The sequence below is a fragment of the Halomonas sp. V046 genome (assembly GCF_052645355.1).
The window spans coordinates 238885-263083 of sequence record NZ_JBQXYF010000008.1 but is presented as its reverse complement, the minus strand read 5'-3'; the positions used below and the strand labels follow the sequence as shown (position 1 = coordinate 263083).

The window sequence follows — 24199 nt, the reverse complement described above, 5'->3', positions numbered from 1 at the left end:
TCAGGCGCCGTCTTTTTTTGACCTTGGGCCGACGGTCTCGCGCTACTCTAGTGGCAGGACGGCGCCTCGTAGTGCCGAGGTCGTTCGTGGTTCGGCGGGCTGTGACAGGACGCGACACCCTGTTTCAACGTGAGACACACCGAGGTCTCGGGCATGCCTCTCGGACGGTCGCGGTGGCCCAGGGCTTACCGGCAACTCCCTGGCAAGCAGGAAGAAACTCGCCACTGGCGTAGAACTTCCATGGACAAGGCAAGGCATCTCGCTCCGCCTTCGAGCGGCGCGAAACAATAACAACCACTGAGGAGATACCGCCTTGACGATCCGCTACCCAGGGCGGGGACTGTGCGCTGTGGCGCTGGCCGCTGCCCCGCTGAGCCTCGCCTCGCCTTCCTTCGCCGCGCAAGGCGATGGAGTCGAGCTTGTCGACCGTTACTGTTCCGGCTGCCATCGTCCCCAGCAAGGGGAGCAAAGCTGGCGACGCATCAGTGATCAGCGCAAGACCCCAGAGGGGTGGGACATGACCATTGCGCGCATGGGCATCCTGCATGGTGTCCAGGTGCCGGGGAGTGATCGCCGTGCCCTGGTCAAGTACCTGTCCGATAGTCGTGGCCTTGCACCGGAGGAAAGTGCACCTGAGCGTGCGCTGATCGAGCGTCGCCTCAACCGTATCGAATCCTTCGACCATCCCACTTTCCAGGAAATGTGCGCGCGCTGTCATACCGGTGGCCGCGTGGTGCTGCAGCGCCGCCCGCGGGACGAGTGGGAGCGACTGGTCAATTTCCACGTTGGCCAGTACCAGACCCTTGAATATCAGTCTAATGCTCGAGATCGAGAGTGGTTCGATCTGGCCCTCAACGACATCGTACCCTGGCTCAGCGATCAATTTCCGCTCGAGAGTCAGGCCTGGAGTGACTGGCAGCAGACGCCTGCCAAAGCTCCGGCCGGGAGTTGGCAGATGTGGGGGCGTTGGCCCGGGCAGGGCGACTTCGTGGCCGAGGTCGAGATCGTGCCGGCCGAGGGCGCCGATGCCTACCGGCTTAGCGTCGACGGTGAATTTCTCGATGGGCGTGGGCTCAGCGGTTCAGGGCAGGCGGTGGTGTACACCGGCTATGAGTGGCGGGCCAAGCTGACCCTCAATGGACGAGAGTTCCTGCAGGTGCTGGATTTGTCGCCGACGTCGCCGACGGGGCGTCTGTTCGATGACGACGACGAGGCCTTCGGCATGGCGGTGACCCTGTCGCCTGTGTCCGAGGATGGCGAGGCGTCGGACGCCGCGGCCGCGGGTGGCGATGCGTCGACAATCGCCGTGGTGATTCCCCAGGCCCTCAAGTCGGGGTCGCGTCAGCGCCTGGTGATCGTCGGGCAGGGCCTTGGCGATGGCGAGGTCGTTCTCGGCGCGGGGGTCACGGTCGAGAGCATCATCGAGCGTAGCGCTAGTCGCCTGATTGCGGAGGTGAGCGTGGCCGAGGATGCGGCACCCGGAATGCGTGCCGTCAGCGTGGCTGGTGGCATCGCCGAGCAGGGCCTGGCGGTGTACGACAGCGTCGATCGGCTGGAGGTGCAGCCCGAACTCGCCGTGGCACGCGTCGGTGCCGAGCAGACGCCTGCGGTCAGCGGTGTGTTCCGCGCGCTTGGCTATATGGAGGGGCCCGGAGGCGAGTCCATTGCCCTGGGCGACGTGCCAGTGGCCTGGTCGGTGGCGCCCTGGGACGAGACCGCCGAGGCCGACGGTGATGTCCGCTACGCCGGCGTGATGGACAAGGCCGCCGGTATCTTCGAGCCGAGCGGGGCCGGGCCTAACCCCGACCGCAAGTACGACACCAATAACGCCGGCAACCTCAGGGTCACGGCCAGGGTGGCGGGGCAGGACGAGGAGGTGGCCGATGACGCCCACCTGATCGTCACCGTACAACGCTGGAACAACCCGCCGCTGCGCTAGGAGATGATCATGGGCATGTTGCAAACGATACCGCAGAACCTGCATCGCGTACGGGTGGAAGGAGAACCCTTGTGGTTTCATATTCCGACCACCAGCCTGTTCGCTCCGGACCTGGTGTCCGAGGCGATCCTCAAGGCGCTGGACGACCACCAGGGGCTGTCTCTGGACGCGTTACGCGCCGAGCTCAGCCATCAGCGCTGTGCAACTGACATCGGCGCCGAGCTTGACGAGCGCGTCGCCCAGCTCAAGGCGCTCAAGCTTGTCACCGAGGGTGCGGTCGTCGCCTACAATCCCCGCGTCGAGGTCGAGCAGATCCCGCTGTCCACCGTCGTGCTCAACGTCAACACCGGCTGCAACCTGAGCTGCAGCTATTGCTACAAGGAAGACCTCGACAACCCTCGCGATGGCAAGAAGATGGACCTGGCGACCGCGCAGTCCTCGATCGAGCTGATGCTGCGCGAAGCGCCCTGGCGAGACCGCTACAACGTCGTCTTCTTCGGCGGCGAGCCGTTGTCGAACATGCCATTGATTCGTGACGTCGTGGCCTGGGCCGAGGCGCGCATTCATGGGCTGGGCAAGGCGGTCGACTTCACCCTGACCACCAACGCGACCTTGCTCAACGAAGAGCGTATCGCCTTCTTCCAGGAGCATCGCTTCGGCCTCACCGTGAGCATGGACGGCCCCAAGGCTGTGCATGACAAGAATCGTATCGCGGTCAACGGCCAGGGCACCTACGACCTGGTGGCACGGCGCATCAAGCCGCTGTTGGCGAAGTATCGGGCGCGTCCGGTGGGGGCACGGGTGACCCTGACCCAGGGCGTCACGGACGTGGTCGGCATCCATCATCACCTGGTCAATGAACTGGGGTTCGCCGAGGCCGGCTTTGCGCCGGTGACCTCCGGCGATATGGCGGCTTACAACCTGTCCAGCGAGGAACTCCATGAGGTCTTCGAGGGCATGGTGACGCTCGGTGAGCGGGCCGTCGAGGCGGCCATCGAGGGCCGTGACATCGGTTTTGGCAACTTCAATCAACTGTTGACGGATCTGTGGGAAGGGCGCAGCAAGGCGGTGCCCTGTGGCGCAGGGCTCGGCCTCGTCTCGGTGGATTATGCCGGCGACGTGCACCTGTGCCATCGCTTCACCGGCTCCGACATGCCGACCTTCGGCAACGTCGACAGCGGGCTCGACCATGCCGGACTCAAGCAGTTCGTCGAGGCGCGTAGCGATCGTACGACGCGCGGCTGTGCCGAGTGTCGCATCCGCAACCTGTGCTCCGGCGGTTGCTACCACGAGAGCTATGCTCGCTACGGCGACCCGATGACACCGACCTATCACTACTGCGATCTGATGCGAGACTGGGTGGACTTCGGTATCCAGGCCTATGCCCGCATTCAGAAGTACAACCCTGCATTCTTCGATGGCCCGCTGGCCGGGAGGCAGAGCGCATGAATCGCCACGACGACAACCACCACGACGCGGAGCCAGCATCCCACGCGTCGATCGCCGCCAAGGCAGCGCGTGAGTCAAGCGACCAGGAGTCGCCCACACCGCTGGCGCGACTCGGCCTGACACCGCTCAACCAGAAGGCACGGCGACTGGACACGGCGCCGAGTGAAGCCGCCCGAGAGGAAGTCCAGGCGATGCAGACCGTCGCCGGCTGTACCTCGAGCTTCGATCCCGGTTGGGAGGTCGATCCGTTTGGCGGTGTTGCTGCACTGTGCCAGCCCATGGAAGCGGATCTGTATGGGTGTGCCGATCCTTGCTGGTGGCCGGCCCAGGTGCCGGACACGATGAACTCCTACCCCAACTGGAGTAGTGGCGCCGACCGCGCCGAGCGCGACTGGCGCAAGCTCGACAGCGTCTATCCGCAGGGAGATGATTCATGATGACTCACCGCTCAGAGCGTCTGCGTTGCGTCCTTGGCGCGGCACTGCTGGTCGCGCTTGTCATACCCGGCGTTGCGGCGGCGGGGGAACAGGAAGAGGCCGCTGGCGACAAGCATGAATACCTGGTGACGATGACCCGGCCCAACCGGTTGCATCTGATAGATCCTGAGGCCCGGGAGGTGGTGCGCACCTGCGAGATCGACGGCGCGTTCGGCTCTGGCACTATTCAGTTGTCACCCGATGATCGTATCGCCTACGTGCTGCATAACCGCTGGGAGGACGTCGTTGGTGTGGACCTGCGCAACTGCGAGGTGGTATTCCGGGCCAACCAGTCGAGCCCCGGTGAGCGGGTCAAGTCGATGGCGTCTGTGGCTCTCAGCCCCGACGGCTCACGTCTCTACACGGTGCAGAACCCGGTCAAGCTGTTGATCGACGAATATCAGGTTCAGCCGTCACGACTCGCGGTCTTCGACACGGCGGCCGGGCTCGATGCCAAGCCATTGACCACGTATCCGGTGCCGCGGCAGATCACGACCATGGCCACCGATGCCGAGGGCAACATCTATCTTGGCGGTGCCGATATCTATCGCATGGACCCGGAGACCGGGGAGCACGACGTCGCGATTGCCAATCGTCACTGGGACCGCCCCGGTTTCAGTGCCCCCGACTCGCTCGCGATGTGGGCCACTGGCGAGGTGGCCAATGAGTTCCTGCGCCCTTATAGCGTGGCCGAGCTCGATGACAACGGCGAGCCGAGCGCCTATCACTGGGGCATCAGTCGGGTCGACCTCGCCACCGGTGAGACCGAGAACAAGGAGATTGGCCCTTTCGAGTTCATCATCTTTTCCATGGTCTCGGATCCCACCTCACGGGATGATCTCTATGGTGTCTATACCCAGCTCAGTCACTTCGACGCCGCCACGGGGGAATTGAAGAAAGTGATCGATCTCGACCATACCTACTACAACGTCAATTCGTCCTACGACGGCCAGACGCTGTATATCGGCGGTGCGTCCAGCGATATCGCCCTTTATGATACGGACTTCAACGATCTGGGGCGGATCGAGCTGCCCGGCGACATGAGCACCGCGACCCTCAAGGTGGCACGCTTCTAGCGGCACCTGAGTCGACCGAGCCGACCTTCTCTACGAGGTCGGTTTTTTGTCGCTTCATGCCAGCGCCGTACGTCGTTGCCCAAAGGAGGCTCATGGCCCGCACCGACAGTAGTCGAGAAACCGCCGAAGCCGGCATCAAGCCCGACGCCACCGCTCGCGACGCCGGGCCTGGTGCCGTCGAGCTGCCATGGGGCTGGCTCTATCGACCCCTGAAGGCGCGCCGCAAGGCGCTAGCCGGCGTACTCGGACTCAGCCTGATAGGGACGGGGCTGGCGCTGGTACCACCGCTGCTGACCCAACGCCTGATCGATCAGGGGCTGGTCGCCGGTGACTTCTCCCGGGTGTTGTTCTACGCCTTGGCCATGGTCGTTGTGGGCCTGGCATCGCTCGGCGTACAGGGCATCCTCAGGCTGCGCCATGTGCGTCTTTCGGCGACCCTGCTGCTGAGTCTGAGGCGTTCGCTGCTGCGCCATCTGCTGCGTCTGCCACGCTCGCGCTGGCAGGCGCGAGGCCGGGGTGATCTGATGAGTCGCCTCGACGGTGATCTGTCCATTCTGCAGGGCTTTGCCCTGGACGGTCTGCTCAGTGGCTTCTCGAACCTGATGGGATTGGTCGGGTCCCTGGCCATGATCGGGGTCTTCAGTCCGCCGCTGATGCTGATGGTGGCGCTGCTGGTGCCGCTGCAATGGTTATGGCTGCGCGCCTGGCGTCCGCGCCTGACGGCACGCCAGCAGGCGCTGCGTGCGCACAGCGGCGAGGTTTCGGGCTTCTGGCAGGACACTCTGTCCCATGGTCATTGGTGGCAGGGCCAAGCGCTGGAAGCCCCGCGGCTCAACCTGCTCCAGTCTCTGGGCCACGAGCAGATGCGAAGGCTGCTGGCGGTGCGTCTCATCGGCTACTTCAGCGACCTTGGACCGCAACTGATTCTGGCGCTGTCGCGGGCGGGCGTGCTGCTGGGCGGTGGCTATCTGGTGATCGAAGGCCGTCTCGGCCTCGGTGAGCTGGTCGCGCTACTGAGCTATCTCGGCATGGTGATGGCCCCCATCGGCGGGTTGCTGGGGCTGTATGGCGGCTGGCAGCGGGCTCGGGTCAGCGCCGAGCGCCTCGCCGAGCTGTTCGCCGAGCCGACCCTGGCGTCACCCTATGTCGGAGCGGTGCCGCCTGCGGGCGGAGCCATTCGTCTCAAGCGGGTGGGGTTTCGCCATGTGGGCCAGACGAGCGATCTCTTCCACGGGCTCGATCTGGTGCTGGAGCCTGGGTCCAAGGTGCTCATCGAGGGGCCTTCGGGAAGTGGCAAGAGCACGCTGATGGCGCTGCTGCTTGGCCTGGAGCGCCCCGTCGAGGGCGAGGTTCTGGTGGCCGATGTGCCCTTGGCAAGCCTCTCACGCAGGGCCTGGCTAAAGGGCGTCGCGTGGGTGGAACAGCACCCCAGCCTGCTGCGCGCGAGCCTGGCCGATAACCTCAGGCTAGGTGCGCCGGGCGCGAGCGACGATACCTTGGTCGATACGCTCGAGTGCGTTGGCCTGGGCCCCTGGTTCAGGGCGTTGCCGCAGGGGCTTGCAACGCCCATCGCCGACCACGGACACAGCGTGTCCGGCGGCCAGCGAGCGCGCCTGTCGTTGGCCCGGGCGCTGCTCAAGTCACCGCGTCTGGTGCTGCTGGACGAGCCCACCGGTGCACTGGATGAGGCGGCGGCGAAGGCCTTCGATGCGGTGCTGGACCAGGCGCTCACCGGCGTCACGCGAGTGATCATCAGCCACCAGGGCAGTCACTTCGCGGCGCTCGATGCCCACTACCGCCTGGGTAACGGCCACCTGGAGTCGCTGTCATGAGCACTGACCATCGCGAGGCAAACGGCGAAGCCCGCAGTGCCATCGATAGCGACGTCGGGACCGGCACCGAGCGGGCGAGTCCCCGGGTGGTGCTGGTCGATAGTGGGGTGCCGGCATCACTGATCGATAGCCTCGCCGGCTTCACTAGCGTCTGTGACAGCGACGACGCGCTGGATCGCCTCGGCCACGGCAGCGCTCTGCTGACGACCTTGGCGTGGCACCGCGACCTGGCGACGATCGATCTTGGCCTGGTCAAGCTGTTCGACGGGCGCTTGGCCACCACTACGGCGCGGTTGAGCCTGGCGCTGGAGACGCTGCTGGACGCGCCGCCGGACTGGGTATTGGTCAGCGCCGGGGTGGCGCGTCGAGACCGCCGTCTTGGTGAGGTGGTCGCCGAGTTGTGCAAGGCCGGAACGCAGCTGGTGGCCTCCAGCGCGCGCCACGGTGAGCCGGTCTATCCCGCGGCTTGCGAGGGCGTGCGTGCGGTGACAGGGGATGCCGGGCGTGCCCCGGGGGAGCTGGCCCGGGCGAGCGATGGCCGGTACCTCGCCTGTGCCTGGGCCGCCCGTGGGGGAAGCTGGGCGAGCGGGGCCAGGCCTTGGCAGGCCTGGGATGTCGGCCCTCCGCTACGCGAGCAGCTCGCGCCGCCCTGGCTCGGTGGCGCGAGCTTCGCCGCGGCTCATGCTCTCGGCATCTGGTTGGCTGCAGGAGATGATCGAGGGCACGAAACAAGGGGAGAAAAGCGCCTTAAGGTGACAGGCTAGCCAGCCGCAGGGGAGTGCGATTCCGGCCTACTGCGATGATGTTCTCCCCGGCAGGTTCCACCGCAGAGCCTTCCGGCGTTGTGTCGCCTTGGGACGTGACAGGGCACTTTTCGATCTCTAGCCGGTAGCGATCACGGCCGAGTGCTGTCAACAGAAGCTGATAGTCCGTGGGCAGCTCGATGCCGGGCAGCAGAAGGCTTTCGACGTGGCTGCACCTGGCCGCCTTCTCCGATGTCTTATGCTGTGTCATCAGGTAGCTGCCCAGTGAGAACACGACGCCGGCCCCGGTAGCGATGGGACCAGGGTATAGCTGCCAGAACTGGGTGAAGATAGGGCCTCGCACCATGGAAACCATGCTGTCGGAGGGGCCGAAGATGATGATAAGCACGGCGATGGCGAGCACTACGCCCGATATTGCCATGACCAGGTAGCCGAACAAGGCATCCGCTGAGGGATAGGAAAACTCGAATTCCACGGGGAGATCTTCCAGCGACCGCTGCGCGTCCATGCGTGCGTCCTCCGTATTGCATAGATTTTGCTGTGTGTAGCCACGCAAACACGTCACAGGGGGCTGTGCGGCTCTACGTTGGCGTGGCTATCCTCATGGCCCACCAAGCTTCCTGCTGGGTGATCATGAGTGTCGTGGAGCGTGGACAGGACGGCAATGGCGAGGCCGGCATTGGGTTAGAGACAACTGAATTGACGACTGTCCATGGCGTGCAAGCCGACTCCCTTGTGTTCATTCGCCTCTTTGATCGGGCTTGTCGCTGGGTCCGCCAGGCGGCCGACGTATCGTCGCTAGATCCACCCAGGTACCTCGACCCCGCTACTTCCACCACGCCACCTTCACCACGCTACCAAGAGAGGCGGTGATGATGGATAAGGTCGCGGACTGCTGGTCAGCCCAACGGTAATGGTGGCCAGTCGGACTGCTGCTGCCACCAGCCGATAAGTCCAGCGGCAGCCGCGTGATTTGCCAGATAGGCCTTGGCGTCAGCGAACCGCCCCGTTTGCATAGCCGCCACCAAGGGTGCCAGAGGAATGCCGGAGACGGCGTAGATACCGAGCGGCTGATCCGGGGTCACGACGAGCCTGCGGCGTTGGAGCCTGCCGTCGACAATGGCGTGACCCTCGAGGAGGCGCACCGTCGCCCAGTGATCTGCACCATGCATTGGGGCGTGGTCGGGCCAATGGCTGCGAGTCAGCCAGTAGTCGCAGGGATCGGCTTGGCCGGCGAGGCGATAGAAGTCGCGTCCGGCGCGGGCGAAGCGCCAGTACATCAAGTCTTGGCGACGTTGGTGAAAACGGGTCAGGCCCGCGAGACTATCGCCCTGGAGCAGGCTTGTCAGCACCGGCGCCAGACCATGGGCCGACGATAGCGCATTGAAGATGCCCTGGCCGGACAGCGGATCCACCGCCATGGCCGCATCGCCGAGTCGCCACAGGCGCCCTGTGCGGACCTGGGTGCGGGCCGAGACGCTGGGACGCAGGTACTGGTGCTCCAAGGGTGTGTCACCCCAGCACTCGGCCAGCGCCGGGTGACTCTCGAGCCAGGCGATGGGAGCCTTGCGCGTCTCGGCAAGGCGCGCGTCGGGCAGTGCCAACTGCAAATAGGCATGGCCATTCGCCCGGGCCCACCAGCCCCATCCACCGCCGGCCAGGGAACTGGCCAGGCTCGCCGGTGGCCCTGCGTCGGACCCACGTAGAATCAGCGCCGGTGTGTGCCAGGGACTGGTATCGCGACGATGCTGGCGCGCCGCCTGACGGCCACGCGCTTCGACGCCCCAGCGAGCGGTTAGCCACCGCCCGTCGTGTAGCGCGAGGTGGATGGCGCCCTGCTGCTGGCGCCACTGGCTCACCCTGGCCTCGATCACCTGGACGCCGGCGGCCATCAGGTCGTTGATCAGGCCACGGTCGAAGTCCGGGCGCGGTAACAGCCACTCCTGATTCGGCGAGCGCTCGTCGTCGCCCCAATGCACGCGTCTTGCCACGGGGCCCTCGGCACAGGCCAGCGCCTGGTGAAAGCCTAGCCGTGAGAGGGCATCGCCGCTGCGACGACTGATGCCTTCGATGGCGGCGTACTCGCGCAAGCGTGTCACGACCGTTACACCAAGGCCCGCACGGGTGAGAAGAAGGGCCAGGGCAGCCCCCGCGGGCCCAGCCCCCGCTATGACGATATCGCTGATGGCGGCCCGGGACATGCGTGCTCCTGAGTCGGACAAACGTTAGAAGAAATGGCCGACGACGCGTTGAGCGTACAGCGTGGTGTCATCGTCGCCTAGCCCGGGGCCGCCCTCATTGGCGCTCTTGTCGGCACTCCTGTCGGCGCTCCTGTCGGCACCCTCGTCGGTACCCTCGTCGGTACCCTCGTCGGGCTGGTATCAGTCGGTCAGTGGCGAGGCATACGGCGACTGACCGTGGAGGCGACGGCGCGTTTGGCGCCGTCGAGTTGGGCCGTCTTCAGATACCCTTACACCAGCATCACCACCGATTTTTCCTCGGTGTAGTGGGTGACCAGCGAGTCGCCCATCTCGCGACCGATGCCGGATTGCTTGAAGCCGCCGAAGGGCATGCAGGGGTCGAGCAGGTTGTGGCCGTTGACCCAGACGCTGCCGGCCTCGATCTCCGGTATCAGCCGGTTCACCGCGGTGAGATCGTTGGACCAGAGGCTGGCGGCCAGGCCATAGGGGCTGTCGTTGGCCAGGGCCACGAGTTCGTCGAGGTCGCGGAAGGTCTGCACCACGACCACAGGGCCGAAGATTTCTTCCTGCACGCAGCGACTCTCCTGGGCCAGGCCGGTGATGACCGTGGGCTCGACGAAGTAACCGCCGTCAGGGCCGGTGCCGCCGCCGGTGGCGATGACACCCCCCTGCTGCCGGGCGCTGTCGATATAGGCAAGGACTCGACGTTGTTGCTTTGCCGACACCAAGGGGCCGAGGGTCGAATCGGCCTCGGTGCCAGGCGCCAGCGTCAGTGCCTTGGCCTGCTTGACGAGGTGCTCGACGAAACGATCGTGGACGTCTTCATGCACGTAGATGCGTGAGCCGGCGGTACAGACCTGGCCTTGATTGAAGAAAATCGCCTGGGCCGCGCCGGCCGCGGCCGCCTCAAGATTGGCATCGCGCAACACCATTACCGGCGACTTGCCGCCGAGTTCGAGGGTGGTCCGGGTCATGTTTTCCACCGCGGCCTTGGCGATCAGCTTTCCGACTTGCGTCGAGCCGGTAAAGGCGATCTTGTTGATTCCTGGGTGAGCGGCCAGGGCGGCACCGGCGTCATGACCGAGTCCGGTGACCACGTTCAGTGTGCCCGGCGGAAAGCCGACCTGGTCGGCAAGCTCAGCCAGCATCAGGGCCGAGAGCGGGGTGTCTTCGGCGGGCTTGAGCACGATGCAGCAGCCGGCGGCAAGGGCCGGCGCCACCTTCCAGACGGCCATCAGCAGCGGAAAGTTCCACGGAATGATCGCGCCTACCACGCCGACGGGCTCACGGCGGGTATAGGCGACCAGACGGTGGCCGTCCGGTACCGCCGGCATCGATGGGGTCATGCTGCGGCCCTCGATCTTGGTGGCCCAGCCGGCGGTATAGCGCAGGAAGTCGATGGCCAGGGCCAGGTCCATATGGCGTGAGAAAGTCAGTGGTTTGCCGTTGTCGAGGGTCTCCAGCAGGGCGAACTCGTCGGCCCGGGCCTCCAGGGCATCGGCGAGATCGAGCAGCAGCTTCTCGCGGCGATTGGGGCGCGAATGGCGCCACGTCTTGAAGGCTGTACGGGCCGCCGTCACCGCCAGGTCGATGTCGTCGGCGTTGCCCAGCGGCACGCGAGCGAGTTGGCTGGCATCGGCGGGATTGAACACGTCGAGCTGTTCACCGCCGGCGGCGTCGACCATGTGCCCGCCGATGAACATCTGGCGGCGCTGGTCCAGCCAGCGGGCGAGTGTCGAGGGAATAGCGAAGGAGGCTGTTGTCATGGTTGTTTCTCCTGATGCTCTGGCGGCAGAATGGTGAAGGCTCGTTGCAAGGCGGCTGCCCTGGCGACGACGGGCAGGATCGACGGACGGACTGCGTGCTTAGCGTCGGCAACCTGTCCACGGGCGTATCGCCCGAGGCCTGGATGGGGGCTTCGCCTCATTTGTTGTCCATCGACTGACTGTCGACGACAGAAAAGCAATATGCATGCCATCCGTCAGGATAAGTAAAGACAATTACAAAACAGTGGGTTAGGGAGGTTCGCTGGGGCAGTGGAGTAGGCAGGATGCGAGTGTCTGCCCCTGCTGTCGCAATCTGCGACACTCGACCCACGGGAGAGTCCGCGATGCATCGTTCCGTGCTGCGCACCCCCGAGGTGACGCGTCAGGCCCACCAGTTGCTTCGTCATGGCACGCTGCCGATCGACATGCTCGACGCCAGTATCTGGCGCTCCTGGGAGCGCTGTCTGGCGCTCGGGCTCGGACCAGACAGCCGACATGAGCTACCGCGCTTGTCGCGCCCCGAACTGCGTGATCAGCTCGATGACCATCGTCGGCTCATCGCCCTCGCCGAGCCGCTGGTGCAGCGGTTGGCCGATGACCTGCCCGGGTGTCAGCTACTGTTGGCGTCACGCGACGCGATGGTCTTGAAGACCTACGGCCGGCGTTTCTCGCTGGAACCCAAGGTCGATATCGTGCCGGGCATGAACCTCGATGAGCGTTGGTTCGGCACCAATGCGCCGGCGCTGGCCGCGATCGAGCGCCGTCCGGTGTTGGTCAATGCCTGCGAACACTTGCTGTTTCCTGATAATCCGTTGTCCTGCGTGGCGGCGCCGCTGCTCGACCTCGATCACAGCTGCCTGGGCATCCTCGATTTGACCTTCGAAGCCAGCCATCCTCGGCCCGAACTCTTCCTGCGTCGGGTGCAGCAGTTGGCTGGTGCCATGGCGCAACGGCTGTTTCGCGATCAGTATCGTGAGCACTGGGTGATCGAGATCCATGCGTCTTTGGGGGAGTTGGGGAGTGTCACGACTGGCTTGCTGGCGGTGAATGAGGCGGGGCTTGTGCTGGCGTCGGATGCCCAGGCATGCCTGTGGCTCGGCGCTGACCCTCGGCGCCTGGTTGGGCAGGGGGTGGCGGCGCTGCTCGGGCAGGACTGGGAGGCGATGCGGAGCCAAGCTCGTCGCGGACCACTGCTGCTCGGCATCGAAGTGCGTGGAGAGCATGGCGTCGACAAGAGCCAGGGAGCCTTGATCGGTCGTGTCGTCTCACCTCATCACCGGGTCGATCCACTCGAAGATGATGCACACACCTCCGCCCGGGTGACGGTGCCTGGACCCACTGCATCGGCTTCATTGTCGCTCGCCGATCTGGTCCGCGACTGGGCGCCGTTGCAGGCCCGTGAGGCCCGACGGGCGGTGAAGGTGCTCGCTGCGGGTTTGCCGGTGCTCTTACAGGGCGCCACCGGTACCGGAAAGGAGCAGCTGGCCAGGGCGCTGCACCGTGAGAGCGGCGTGCACGGTGGTTTCGTGGCGGTGAACTGCGCGGCGATTCCGGAGACACTGATTGAAGCCGAGCTGTTTGGTTATGCCGAGGGGGCCTTCACCGGAGCCCGCAAGGGCGGGCAAGTGGGCCGCCTGGTTCAGGCCAGCGGAGGCACGCTGCTGCTCGATGAGATTGGCGATATGCCGCTGCCTCTGCAGGCCCGTCTGCTGCGTGTGCTGCAAGAGAAGACCGTGTCGCCGCTGGGGGAGCATAAGGAAGTGGCACTGGATCTGCGCATCATCGCCGCCAGCCATCGCGACCTCGAGGCCCTGGTCGAGGAAGGCCGTTTTCGTGACGACTTGTTCTATCGCCTCGCCGGCGTGGTGGTCGAGCTGCCCCCCCTTGCCGAGCAAAGCGGCATGGAGAACAGAATACGGGAGCATTGGCGGGGTCTGGTGGACGCCGATACTTGTCAGGCGCGGCTCGACGATGAACTGGTGCGCCGTCTCGCCGCCTATCCCTGGCCGGGGAATTGGCGCGAGCTCGACCATTGTCTTGACGCGGCGCGCCTGGGCCTGGCCGACGCTCAGGCGGTGGTGTGTCTTCATGATCTGTCGCCGCGCTGGCAGCGCAAGCTCGCTCCATCCTGTGCAGCGAACAACGCGGTGCGGCCCGTCGAGACAAGCCTGAGTGATCTAGAGCACGATCATATGTTGCGTACCCTGGACGCCCATGACGGCAACATGAGCGCCGCAGCCAAGGCACTCGGGGTGAGTCGGTCCACCCTATACCGGCGCCTCGGCTAGGGCCGGTTCGAGCCCACCGAAGCGCTGGTAGAAGCTTGGCCCTGGGGCCGGTAGCGGGCCTTCGGCGGTTTCCAGGTGCGCATCCAGCCAGCGTTCGGCGCGATGGTGAATGGCGCGATACAGATTGCGACTGAGCTGGAAGGCATTGCGGCCTTCCCAGGCCGTGGGCAGCAGCGCATCGGGGAGCTGTGGATCGCGCAGTTGGACCTTGCGGTACTCGTGGATCAGCAGCGTCCGCGCCATGAAAGCCTGCTGGTCGTCGAGGTCATCGTTGTCGCTAAGGGCTTTCCACAGCGGGCGAAAGTGGTCCAGGAACTGGCTGTAGTGCCCGGCCAGTTCGTCGAGGTCCCAGCTTTCGCGCACCTGGGCGCGCACCGGCTTCGGCGCCGCCGGCTCCATGGGTTCGCTGCGCATGACGATAGGGTCACCCTGGGCTTGTATTTCACTCAGTGCGGCGGTGACTTCACTAGGAGACATGGTGGGATGGGCCAGCACCCCCGGCGCGAAGGCGCCGAAGCCGAGCCATTCAAGCTCCTCGCGTACGCGTTGGCGCTCGATGCTGTCCAACGGCGTCAGTACCACCAGCGTCCAGTGGCCGGACCACTCCTGCTGGAGTCCGTGATAGACCCGCTTGAATGCCTGATCGAAGCGCCGACGACCGGCGCCGCTGAGGCTGTAGTAGCTGCGTCTTCCCACCTTCTCGCCCTGCAGCCAGGATTCGGTGGTCAAGCGATACACGGAGGTGCGGACCAGGCGCTCGTTGATGGCGAAGGGCTCAAGCAAGGCGAACAGGCTACCGAGCCAGACGGTGCCGCCGCGGGGCACGATGGCGTCGCCGTAGAGGGTGATGATCAGAGAGCCGGCGCGAATGGGGCGCCGGCGTTGGAAGTTGTCGACGAGACGGTCGACGGTAGCGCTCGCTGACATGACGATCAGGGTTCCTGAAAAGGCGTGTGTGTTGTGATACGCCGAGTGTACCCGTTGTCGGCGACGCTGTGCTGTTTTAGGGCCAGCGCGACGCCGGCGTAGGGCACTGCCCAGGGCGCGTGGCCGAAATGCCGGTGCCAGTGGTGGCAGGGGGCCAACCGAGCGAGCTTGGCTGCGCCATTTAGGCGATGGGGCACTCTGGGAGCCATTGCTAGATGATCCCGGCATCCAGGCCGGCGGCCAGGCTGAGCGCAAGCTCCTCGACCTGGGTGCTGAAGTCAGCCTCCCAGGCCCCACGCAGAATCAGTGGCGGCTGCACCCAACGCCAGCGCAGGCCGGTGACGATGCCTTCGACGGCGCGCTGGGTGCCGGTGCCATCGTGGCCGGCGCGCACGTAGAGCCCGCAGGGCAAGCCTTGGGTGTGGTCGAGAACGGCGTAGTAGCTGCGATCGAAGAAATCCTTCAGGGCACCGCTCATGTAGCCGAGATTCTCGGTGGTGCCAAGCAGCACCGCGTCGGCTTTTCGCAGGTCCTCTGGGCCGGCATCGAGAGGCGCCAGACTGACGACCTCGACGCTCGTCAGGTCCGGGTGACAGGCGACTCGTTCCGCACTCTGGCGCAGATGTAAGGTGTTGGGGGACGGCGCATGGGCGACGATCAGCAGGCGTTTCATGGGCATAGCGTCACTATCGGTGAAGGTGGGTAGCCCCTAGAGCTTGGCCGCAACGGGGTGGGGTTGAAACGACGTACTGGCGACATCATGTCAGACGCAAGGGCGATTGACAGCCGTCGGTGGCTTGCCGACGCTGTAGCTGTCAAGGCCACCGTCGATGCTTCGTCGACTCACGTTTCATCCTGGGAGGATCCCATGGCATTTGCGCTTTCGTCGCTCAACGTCACCAGCACAGCTTTCGACCCGCATGGCCCGATGTCGGCTCGCCACACTCAGGAAGCCGAGGATCTCTCGCCCGCCCTGGCCTGGGGCAATGTGCCGGACGGCACGCGCGGGTTCGCGGTGATCTGCCACGACCCCGATGCGCCCTTGGTGCAACACGGCCACTATGGTTTCGTGCACTGGGTGCTTTACAACCTGCCCGGGGACATTCGCTCTCTGGATGAGGGCTCGAGCCAAGGCGTGGCCGGCACCAACGATGCGGGCAAGACCGCCTATAGCGGCCCGCTTCCCCCCGAGGGGCACGGGCTGCATCTGTATTATTTCTGGGTGCTGGCGCTCGACACCCAGACCGACCTGCCCGAAGGCTTGAGCCTCCATCAACTGCTGACCAAGGTGGAACCCCATCTGCTCGGGATGAACCGTGTGGTCGGGACCTACGTCAGGGAGCCCTAGCCCTATGCACCGGGCCCCGGCGAGTGAGCCAGGGGCCCACTCGGTGTCGGTGTCGGTATCGGCCCGCCCGGAGCGGGCCCAGTCTTCGTCTCTGGTTGCACCATTACCGTTGTGGAGGCGCCCGCGGAAAAGGACCCGTCATGCTTGATTGGATCAGCGCTCACCAGGCCACGCTCAGCACCGTCGCCAGCGTCGGCTCCTTTCTGATCTGGTTGATCTACGCGCAACTACTGTACTTCGGATTTCGCCGTCAGCGGCGTCCGCGGCTGATCATCAATCGTGGCAAGCGTAAGGGGTTGGAGGCGTTATGCGTGATCAGCAACATGAGCGCGGAGCCCGTCTACATCCAGCACATCATCACCACCCTCGAGACCTCCGAAGGCACCTACACCATGGACGTCAGCGATCATGAAGCCGACCTGGACGATCCGGACGAACAGGGCGAAGGGTGGTTGGCGCGCCGCTGTACCCATCAGGGGCCGTTGGAAAGCGGTGGGTTTGTGCATATCGGGGCCTTCGACTCGCTGCTGCGCTACATTACCCAGGAAGCCGGCCTCCATGCGAATACCGATGCTCCCGACCACATGCCAAGGTTCGAGGCGGTGACGGTGAAGCTTATCGGGACCTACTGCTCCGAGGACCTTCCCGTGGGGGCCGAGCGCCGCTTCAACCTGCATCAGCACGATGATGGCGGCTGTACCCTGGTCCCCGCGACCTGGAATACCCGACAGTTGTCGTCACGACGCCAGCGTCGTGCACTACGGCGCGTGATAATGCGCATCAATCATGATCAGGCCCAGGGACAGACAGGCAGCATCATCACGGCGGGCTAGAGCGCTGGTGCCGGCCCCGGCGTCGGTGTAGGCTGCTGGCTGTCCACGCCCTACCAGGTAAATCCGTGATGAGTGAACTGCCTCCCTGTCCGTCCTGTGCTTCTGCGTACGCCTACGAGGATGGCTTACAGTTGGTGTGCCCCGAGTGTGGCCATGAGTGGGTCCCCGGAGAGACGCTCGAAGGAGACGACACGACGGTTCGCGATGCCAACGGCAACCTTCTGGCCGATGGCGACAGCGTCACCGTGATCAAGGATCTCAAGGTCAAGGGCTCGTCCTCGGTGGTCAAGGTCGGTACCAAGGTCAAGAACATTCGCCTGGTCGAAGGTGACCACGACATCGACTGCAAGGTCGATGGCATCGGTCCGATGAAGCTTAAATCGATGTACGTCAAGAAGGCCTGAATCCCGCTGGGGGCGGATCTGCCCCTGTCTGCTTGAACGCCCCGAGCCCCCACCGTGGGGCTCGGGGCGTTGTGCTGTTCATGGGGACCATGAACTCAGCCCTCGAAGTTCCAGCGCAGGCGAGCGTTGATGCGGCCCTCGCGGGAGTCGGTGTCGATGTCCTTGTCGCCGAGGGGTTCGGCGTACTCAAGGGTCAAACCGTAGAGGCGGCCCTTGCTCAACTGTATGCCGAAGGCTGCGGAAGCGAGGTGGCTGTCCAGGTCCAGGTCGTGAAACTGGGTGCGAGCGCCATCTATCGCCACATAGGGGGCCAGCCGTGAGATCCAGCCTGCATCGATGGGTTGCAGGTAGCGCAGTTCGAGGGAGCCGGCGTAGCCAGAGTCGCCTTCGGCCTGGCCGGCGTCGTAGCCACGGCCAAACCGCTGGCCGCCGTAGCTACCGCGTTCGGGCTCGGGTAGCGCATCGTCCGAGTAAAAGGCATCGGCGCTGGCGCTCAGGCGCCAGCGCTCGTCGAACAGGCGGCGCCACTCGCCATTGAGGCGCCAATGGGTGAAGTGCAGGTCGGCATTTGTATCGATCGGGATGCCATCAAGCCGGCGATCAGCCGCGTTGGCGCCAAGGTCCATTCCTTGTCGCACCCCGATGCCGCCTTGCCACAGTGTGGCGTCGTTCTGGCGCTGGTAGCGCAGGTCCACCTCAGCCGCGGAGTAGGCGATGTCGTCGTCCAGTTGGCGCAGGGTCTGGCCCTCGAAGTCGATCCGGGTGGTCTTGCGTTCCTCGCGATGGGTGAGGGCGCCACTCAGGGTCAAGCTCTGTTGCCGCGAGAGCAGCAGTGGGTAGTCGAGGCCCAGCCGATAGCGCTCGCGGTCGGTGTCCTGGCGTTGGTCGAGGTCGAATCGGTCGCCAGCAGCACGCAGCGTCAGGTTGTCTTCGTCCTTGCCACGATAGCTGTCGGCGGAGGCCGAGATCATCAGGCCGTCGTTGCCGATGGCTTGGCGGTAGTCGAGGGCGTAGAACTCGTTGTCGTTCTCGACCGGCCATAGCCAGGAGAACCCCAGAGTATCGGCGTGGGAGGTGAGGCTCCTGGTGGTCACGCGATTGATGAACAGCGTGTCCTGTTCGTCGCCGCCGTTGAGCGATCCCGAGTAGTCGAAATGGTCGATCCGACGTTGCTCCACGCGCAGGGTAGTCGCGCCGTTTGGCGTGCGCGGTACCGGGGCGCGTAGTGATAGCCTTGCCCCGGGGATTCGTTCGATGAGGCCGGTGACGCGTTCGAACGTGGCCCGGGTCAGGGGGCGCTCGTCGAGCAGTGGCGCGACGAGATGTTCGACCCGCGCGGCGACGGCCTCATCCTCCAGCACGATCTCGGTGCGGGCGATATGTCCTTCGACCAGCACGATACGCAGCTGACCTTCCTCGAAGTTCTTGGCGGGCAAGTAGGCGAAGGAGAGGGGGTAGCCGCGTTCCTGATAGGCGGCGTTGATGGTCTGCAGCTCCGCCTCGATATCGGCGCGACTGACCGAGCGTCCGATCATGGCCTGCAGGCCATGAGAGAGTTCAGCCAAGTCGAGCACGCTGTCACCGAGGAAGCGTATGTGCTTGATCAACACCGGCTGGGAGGCACCGGGCATGGCATCGCTGGGTAGGTCGACGCGGGTTTCGATGTCGCCTTGCCGTGGGCGTTGGCGTTCGCTTTCGACGATATCATCGACGGCATCCAGGGTTTCCTGGGCCAACAGATCGGGGGCGGCCAGCAACCAGCCGCATGTCGAGGCAGAGAGCATCCACGTGATTCTGCGCATCGCACCTTCCTTGTTCGTTGTTGTGTGTTGCCGACGGTGGCGTTATCGGTCGTCGCGCCCAAGGCGCACGACGCTGGCGCTCGATGGTCACGAACGCCGCGGGGAAGAAAGAGGAAAGGAGTGAAAAAGGGGCTCCACTGCGGAGCCCCTCGACCGGCTTAGCGTGTCAGCCCCAGGCCGCCCAGCAGGCCGCGGACCAGGCCAACGCGATCGTTGTTATCATTGGTGGCGCTCGGGTCTCCGCCGGTCGAAGAGCCGTTGCCGCCTGTGGCGCCAGCCGTCAGATCGCCTGGGCTGCCGATGGCATTGGGGGTCGCGCCATCGCCGTTGGTCGTGTTGCCACCCGAACGGTTCGAGGAGGCGCCAGGTGCCCCGCCTAGTGCGCCGCTCAGCCCGTCGGCGACCGAGGTCAGCAAGCCACCGGACGACCCGCTGGTAGAGCCACTGGAAGAGCCACTGGAAGAGCCACTGGAAGAGCCACCAAGGGTGTCGCTCAGTCCATTGGTCACGGAGGATACCAGGCCAGCGGAGGCACCCGTCGACGAACCGCCAGGCGAACCGGCGGAGGAACCGTCCGTGGCGCCACCCAGGGTGTCACTCAAGCCGGTGGTCAGGCCGGCGACCGGACCACTGGCATCACTACTGCCACCCAATCCATCAACGGCGCCGCCGAGGCCATCGGAGAGACCGTTGTCACTGGCGCCCAGCAGGTCGTTGGCGCCCAGCCCCGATAGCCCGCTATCGCCGAGGCTCGAGAGCAGGCTGGCCTCATCGCCACCGAGCAGGCGTCCGGTGTTGCCAACGGTGTTGCCGAGTCCAGCCACCGTGGTGCCAAGGGCCGAAGCTAGCTCGCCGCGCGTCGCCAGATTGCTGCCAAGGTCGCTCAAGGAACCGCCCGCTCCGAGAAGCACGCGCCCGGCTTCGGGCCCCACCACCAGGGCTTGGCTGACGCGAGTGGTGCCGTCGTCCGCGCCGAGGACTACCGGGCGCACCACCGCGCTGAGCTCGGAGGTCAAGCCGCCGAGATGGGAGTCGGAGTTGTGGAAGCCGAGCGTCAAGGTATCACCGGCCTGGGTGACGCCGCCGCCAAGCTGTTCAAGGCTGCCTCCTAGCTGGGTAATAGCGCCGGTGGCCTGGTCTACCTGCATCACGACTGGCAGACGATTGAGCGCTGCCACGCCGCTGCCCGCTGAGGAAACGACCTGTCCACCTTCGGCGACCGCACCGGTCGTGCCCGCCAGCGTGGTGCCCAGCGCATTCGGGTTGTTGCTGATGTCGCCGATGCCGTTGCTGACGCCGGAAGACAGGCTGCCGACGGCTTCGCCGGTATTGATGACTACATTGCCGGCACCATCGGTGATGAAGCGGCCTTCTTCGCCCAACGGTTGTTGCGAGATACCGGTGCCGATCGCGGTAACGGCCTCGCCAACACCAGTGCCGGTTTGCCCACCACTTGCCACGCCGCGCTCGAGGTCCGTGCGACCGTCGGCGGGGGCGGGTTTCCCGCCGCCAAGGAGGCCTCCGCCGGCCCCGTCTCCTGCGCTACCGCCGCCGAGTAGACCGCCAGCGGCGATGACGATATCGCCTCCGCCGGTAACGCTATCGCCGACCCCCTCGAGCAGGCTATAGCGTTCGCCGATACGGGCACCGAGGTCGCCCAGGGTACCGCCGGTGGCGACCAGCAGATTGCCTGCCTGGGCGGGCAGAACGAGGGCTCGGCTGACGCGGGTGACCTTGCCGTCGGTGCCGACGACGACAGGTCGGAGATAGGCGGTCAGTTTCGTGGTGGTTCCGCCAAGCACCTGGCTCGAGTCCTCGAAGTTGACGCTCAAGCGGTCCGAAAGCACGGTGATCTTGCCGCCTAGACCGTTGACCGTGGTGCCTAACTTGGTGACGAGTTGGGTAGAATTTTCGATCTGCATGACGACCGGCAGGGTGCCGAGAGCGCTTACCAGGTCGCCGCCGGCCGACGTGGCTTGACCGAGTTCTCCGCCGCCATTGGCCACACCAGCGAGGGTGGTACCAAGCGCATTGTCGTTGGTGCTGAGGCTGCCGAGGCCATCGTCGAGTCCCATCGATACGTCGCCGACGGCCTCGCCGCTTTCTGAGACGATGGTCCCGGCGGGCTGGGAAAAGGCACTTAGCTGAGGGATGGTATCCTGCTGTGAGATGCCATCGCCCAATGCCACAACGGTCGTGCCCAAACCGCCGGCAGTATCGGCTGTGGCTACGACCAGATCTTCGACGGACGAGCCGGCGACATCGTCATCGCCGCCATCGCCACCGCCGTCGGAGCCATCGCCACCGCCGTCGGAGCCATCGCCACCGCCGTCGGAGCCATCGCCACCGCCGTCGGAGCCATCGCCACCGCCGTCGGAGCCATCGCCGCCGCCGTTGGAGCCATCGCCGCCGCCGCTGGAGCCATCGCCGCCGCCGCTGGAGCCATCGCCGCCGCCGCTGGAGCCATCGCCGCCGCCGTTGGAGCCATCGCCGCCACCGCTGGTGATGGGATCCTGATTGTTGCTGGCCAGCGTCCTGGAGTTACTGCTATCGCCACTGCAACCTGAAAGGGTGGCCATGGCGCTCGCCAGTGCCAAGACGAGGAGCTTTTTTTGAAGCGTCATTGTAAGTCCTTCCCTTAGATTCCAAGGGGCCATAGCCCTTGATGCGGAATTCAATGCGGGTAGCACGAACCAGTGAGCTGCTAAAAGAACATGCTTGTTTGAGCGTAGAAGGTATGACCGAACGGTCAGGGGTGACTCAGCCCAAAGATTGAAGTTTTTAGTGACGAATGGTTTATAAACGTAATTTTTTATGAGTATGTTCGTCATTTGACGGGATCAACTGTCATTTCGCAGGCTAGTGCCCGCCGTCGGCAGTGGTAGCCTGGCAAGGACACTTGGTACGGACACCGGAAGGAGGAAACATGATGGGGCCGCCAAAGATTCTGGTGCTGATGCTGTCGTTGCTGCTGTTGGCCTGCGATGGTGGGAGCCAAGACACACCGGCGCAAGAGACGCGGGTGGGGGGTGTTGCCGAGCCTCGCAGCGCGTCACCGAACCCTGGTGCCGACGCCGTGAGTGAGGCCGACCCTTTGGATGAGGCTGTGGACGTGGCGTTGGATGCCGAAGTCGGGGCGGACAGACGAATGACGGTGCGCGGGACGACCAACCTGCCAGACGATACGCGGATACAGGTACTGGTGACTCGCGAGGCGAGCGGCTTTCGCTGGCAGATTCGCACCCAGGTGGCGCAAGGCCGCTTCGCGGCGGGTCCCTTCGGTTCAGGGAGCGGCTTGCCGGATGGCGGCTATCAGGTGAGGGTCAATATGGCGCCGGTGGACGTGCAGCCTGACGCGGTAAGAGCCCGGCTCGGCGAGCAGGGCAAGCACTTGAGCGGGCCATTGGTGACGCAATCCGAGCATGGACTTGGTCAGGTGATCAGCGCCTCGAAGCGCTTCTTGATTGGGCGGGAGCCGCGACGAACGGCCGATGATGTCGAGGTGCTGGAGCGGCCGTGAGGGCACGACCACCACACAGCGACCATCGTAGGCGCGCAGAGCCTGGTACCCTGCATAGGCACCAGGTTTGAGCGCTAGGTCTGGGCACTAGGTCTGGGAGACCGGCGCATCAGATCGCCTCGTGGCGCCACAGGCCGACCACCTTGCCTTTGAGGCGCATGCCGCTGTGATAGGGCGTAACGTCGGCCTGGCCCTGGCGCTGGAAGGTCAGTTGCCCGTTTTGATCCTGCGCGACCCGACGGATGCCCAGGCTATCGTGTTCGGCCACCAGGTAGAGGCCCGGTTGGCGAAAGATGTCGGTGGGGGCGATAGCGGCCAGGTCAAGCGTGCGCAAGAAGTCGAACTGCTCGTCCGGGCCTGGGGTCACAAGATGGCAGTCGCCGTCCCAGCGCTGGCCGGGGATCAACTCCAGCGGTAGGTCGACGCCCTTGTGGGCGGCTTCCTGCCAGGGTAAAGGCAGGCGAGAGCGCAGGTACAAGGGAGACGGGCGGTTGGGTTCGCCTTCCAGCAAGTGCGACAGGGGGCAGTTCAGCGCCTGAGACAGGGCCACCAGACGCTCATGGCCAATCTGCTTGATCGTGCCGGACTCCCAGTACGAAATGGTGACGTCCGAGACGCCAACCTGACGAGCCAGCGCGGCCTTGTTGAGGCCGGCGGCCTGGCGTAGAGACTTGATGCGCGGGCCCAGCGCGTCCATGGAATCTTCCTGTCGACAGAATTGAAGAATTTAGAATACTCAGGCAATAGTACCTCTTGTGCAATATCAGGCGTCAACGATGTAGCCGCGGGTGACGCCGCTGGGGGCGGGGATCCAGCGCATATCACCAGTCTATCGGGGTATCGCGCCAATCCAGAAACCGGCCGCTGTCCTCGGGGCCATGCTTGCCGATCAGCGCGAGTAGCCTGGCGGCAACGACATCCGGACTGAACAGCTTCCCCGCCGGCACCCCGGCGTGAAACGGCTCTGACAACTCGGTGTTCGTGGTGCCTGGGTGAAAACACAGCACGCAGCACTGGCGGTTGAGGCGCCTCAGCTCAATGGCGGCGGTCTTCATCACCATGTTGTGGGCCGCCTTGCTGGCACGATAGCCGTACCAGCCACCGAGCCTGTTATCGGCGATCGATCCGACCCGGGCGGATAGGCTGATGATGTACGCCGGGTGATGGCCCTTGAGGCTGTCGGTCAAGCACTTCAACAGCAGTGCGGGCGTCACTGCATTGACATGATAGAGCCGGGCCATTGCCTCTGCGTCGAGTTGCTCGAGTCGCTTTTCGGGACCTATCCCTCGCGCCGAATCGTGAAGCATGCCGATGGCATTGATCACCAGGTGAAGAGGGTGGCCCGCGATCGCCTGTTGTAGCGTGGCGAGGCCCATATCGGTGGTGACGTCTGCGGTGACCGATTCGAGCCTCGTATCGCTGCGATCCATCGGATGACGACTGACGGCGATCAAGGTTCCGAGCCTGGCGTCGTCGAGCAGTGCAGCGATGAGCGCGCGGCCGATTCCCCCGTTGGCCCCGGTCACCAGGGCGGTATAGGCATGTGGTAGTGGCTTCGGCATGGTCAGTCTCCG

20 protein-coding genes are annotated in these 24199 nt (G+C 64.9%); 11 read left to right on the top strand and 9 right to left on the bottom strand.

Annotation, left to right across the window (positions count from 1 at the left end):
- The first annotated feature begins 313 nt into the window (after positions 1 to 313).
- The 6 genes from peaA (at position 314) to ACUN9Y_RS13065 (ending at position 7536) form a co-directional block, all read left to right on the top strand.
- Complete coding sequence (gene peaA, locus ACUN9Y_RS13090) at positions 314 to 1939, top strand: quinohemoprotein amine dehydrogenase subunit alpha (protein ID WP_445461152.1); 1626 nt, start codon at positions 314 to 316, stop codon at positions 1937 to 1939.
- Positions 1940 to 1948: 9 nt separating this feature from the next.
- Complete coding sequence (peaB, locus tag ACUN9Y_RS13085) at positions 1949 to 3388, top strand: quinohemoprotein amine dehydrogenase maturation protein (RefSeq protein ID WP_445461151.1); 1440 nt, start codon at positions 1949 to 1951, stop codon at positions 3386 to 3388.
- Positions 3385 to 3825, top strand: a complete 441-nt coding sequence (gene qhpC, locus ACUN9Y_RS13080) for a quinohemoprotein amine dehydrogenase subunit gamma (RefSeq protein WP_445461150.1) — start codon at positions 3385 to 3387, stop codon at positions 3823 to 3825. The genes peaB and qhpC overlap by 4 nt, the downstream gene beginning before the upstream one ends.
- Positions 3822 to 4940 (top strand): quinohemoprotein amine dehydrogenase subunit beta, encoded by a 1119-nt coding sequence (peaD, locus tag ACUN9Y_RS13075; protein WP_445461149.1) that lies wholly within the window; start codon positions 3822 to 3824, stop codon positions 4938 to 4940. The genes qhpC and peaD overlap by 4 nt, the downstream gene beginning before the upstream one ends.
- A gap of 92 nt (positions 4941 to 5032) precedes the next feature.
- Positions 5033 to 6772, top strand: coding sequence for an ATP-binding cassette domain-containing protein (locus ACUN9Y_RS13070; RefSeq protein ID WP_445461148.1), 1740 nt, complete (start codon positions 5033 to 5035; stop codon positions 6770 to 6772).
- Positions 6769 to 7536 carry a hypothetical protein gene (locus ACUN9Y_RS13065; protein ID WP_445461147.1) on the top strand — a complete coding sequence of 256 codons (768 nt, stop codon included), beginning with the start codon at positions 6769 to 6771 and terminating at the stop codon, positions 7534 to 7536. Before ACUN9Y_RS13070 ends, ACUN9Y_RS13065 begins: the two co-directional genes overlap by 4 nt.
- Here ACUN9Y_RS13065 and ACUN9Y_RS13060 read toward each other — a convergent pair.
- The 3 genes from ACUN9Y_RS13060 to ACUN9Y_RS13050 form a co-directional block, all read right to left on the bottom strand.
- Positions 7520 to 8044 (bottom strand): hypothetical protein, encoded by a 525-nt coding sequence (locus ACUN9Y_RS13060; RefSeq protein ID WP_445461146.1) that lies wholly within the window; start codon positions 8042 to 8044, stop codon positions 7520 to 7522. The two genes, ACUN9Y_RS13065 and ACUN9Y_RS13060, sit on opposite strands and share 17 nt — an antisense overlap.
- Positions 8045 to 8435: 391 nt before the next feature.
- Entirely contained in the window at positions 8436 to 9737 is a 1302-nt protein-coding gene (qhpG, locus tag ACUN9Y_RS13055) for a flavin-dependent monooxygenase QhpG (RefSeq protein WP_445461145.1), read from the bottom strand.
- A 269-nt stretch (positions 9738 to 10006) separates the two neighbouring features.
- Entirely contained in the window at positions 10007 to 11503 is a 1497-nt protein-coding gene (locus ACUN9Y_RS13050; RefSeq protein ID WP_445461144.1) for an aldehyde dehydrogenase family protein, read from the bottom strand.
- Between the two features lie 344 nt (positions 11504 to 11847).
- Between ACUN9Y_RS13050 and ACUN9Y_RS13045 the strand changes: the two genes are divergently transcribed.
- A complete protein-coding gene (locus tag ACUN9Y_RS13045) occupies positions 11848 to 13791 on the top strand; it encodes a sigma-54-dependent Fis family transcriptional regulator (protein ID WP_445461143.1) in 1944 nt (647 codons plus the stop codon).
- On the opposite strand, the gene paaX is transcribed toward ACUN9Y_RS13045, so the two are convergent.
- Both paaX and ACUN9Y_RS13035 read right to left on the bottom strand, forming a co-directional pair.
- Positions 13771 to 14718 (bottom strand): phenylacetic acid degradation operon negative regulatory protein PaaX, encoded by a 948-nt coding sequence (paaX, locus tag ACUN9Y_RS13040; protein ID WP_445461142.1) that lies wholly within the window; start codon positions 14716 to 14718, stop codon positions 13771 to 13773. The two genes, ACUN9Y_RS13045 and paaX, sit on opposite strands and share 21 nt — an antisense overlap.
- A gap of 211 nt (positions 14719 to 14929) precedes the next feature.
- Positions 14930 to 15391, bottom strand: coding sequence for a flavodoxin family protein (locus ACUN9Y_RS13035; RefSeq protein ID WP_445461141.1), 462 nt, complete (start codon positions 15389 to 15391; stop codon positions 14930 to 14932).
- A 195-nt stretch (positions 15392 to 15586) separates the two neighbouring features.
- Between ACUN9Y_RS13035 and ACUN9Y_RS13030 the strand changes: the two genes are divergently transcribed.
- The 3 genes from ACUN9Y_RS13030 to ACUN9Y_RS13020 all read left to right on the top strand — a co-directional run bounded on the left by ACUN9Y_RS13030 (position 15587) and on the right by ACUN9Y_RS13020 (position 17303).
- The gene (locus ACUN9Y_RS13030) at positions 15587 to 16066 is read left to right on the top strand and encodes a YbhB/YbcL family Raf kinase inhibitor-like protein (protein WP_445461140.1); all 480 of its coding nucleotides are present in this window, start codon (positions 15587 to 15589) and stop codon (positions 16064 to 16066) included.
- A gap of 140 nt (positions 16067 to 16206) precedes the next feature.
- Complete coding sequence (locus ACUN9Y_RS13025; protein WP_445461139.1) at positions 16207 to 16899, top strand: hypothetical protein; 693 nt, start codon at positions 16207 to 16209, stop codon at positions 16897 to 16899.
- Positions 16900 to 16967: 68 nt separating this feature from the next.
- Entirely contained in the window at positions 16968 to 17303 is a 336-nt protein-coding gene (locus ACUN9Y_RS13020; RefSeq protein ID WP_445461138.1) for a zinc ribbon domain-containing protein YjdM, read from the top strand.
- 95 nt (positions 17304 to 17398) lie between these two features.
- On the opposite strand, the gene ACUN9Y_RS13015 is transcribed toward ACUN9Y_RS13020, so the two are convergent.
- On the bottom strand, positions 17399 to 19105 hold the full coding sequence (locus ACUN9Y_RS13015) for a ShlB/FhaC/HecB family hemolysin secretion/activation protein (RefSeq protein ID WP_445461137.1): 1707 nt from the start codon (positions 19103 to 19105) through the stop codon (positions 17399 to 17401).
- 158 nt (positions 19106 to 19263) lie between these two features.
- Complete coding sequence (locus ACUN9Y_RS13010) at positions 19264 to 21729, bottom strand: collagen-like triple helix repeat-containing protein (protein WP_445461136.1); 2466 nt, start codon at positions 21727 to 21729, stop codon at positions 19264 to 19266.
- A gap of 302 nt (positions 21730 to 22031) precedes the next feature.
- Between ACUN9Y_RS13010 and ACUN9Y_RS13005 the strand changes: the two genes are divergently transcribed.
- Positions 22032 to 22625, top strand: coding sequence for a hypothetical protein (locus tag ACUN9Y_RS13005; protein ID WP_445461135.1), 594 nt, complete (start codon positions 22032 to 22034; stop codon positions 22623 to 22625).
- A gap of 109 nt (positions 22626 to 22734) precedes the next feature.
- Here ACUN9Y_RS13005 and ACUN9Y_RS13000 read toward each other — a convergent pair whose 3' ends face one another.
- Both ACUN9Y_RS13000 and ACUN9Y_RS12995 read right to left on the bottom strand, forming a co-directional pair.
- Positions 22735 to 23322: a helix-turn-helix domain-containing protein gene (locus tag ACUN9Y_RS13000; RefSeq protein WP_445461134.1), complete on the bottom strand. Its 588-nt coding sequence runs from the start codon at positions 23320 to 23322 to the stop codon at positions 22735 to 22737.
- A 124-nt stretch (positions 23323 to 23446) separates the two neighbouring features.
- Positions 23447 to 24187 (bottom strand): SDR family NAD(P)-dependent oxidoreductase, encoded by a 741-nt coding sequence (locus ACUN9Y_RS12995; RefSeq protein ID WP_445461133.1) that lies wholly within the window; start codon positions 24185 to 24187, stop codon positions 23447 to 23449.
- Between the last annotated feature and the right edge of the window lie 12 nt (positions 24188 to 24199).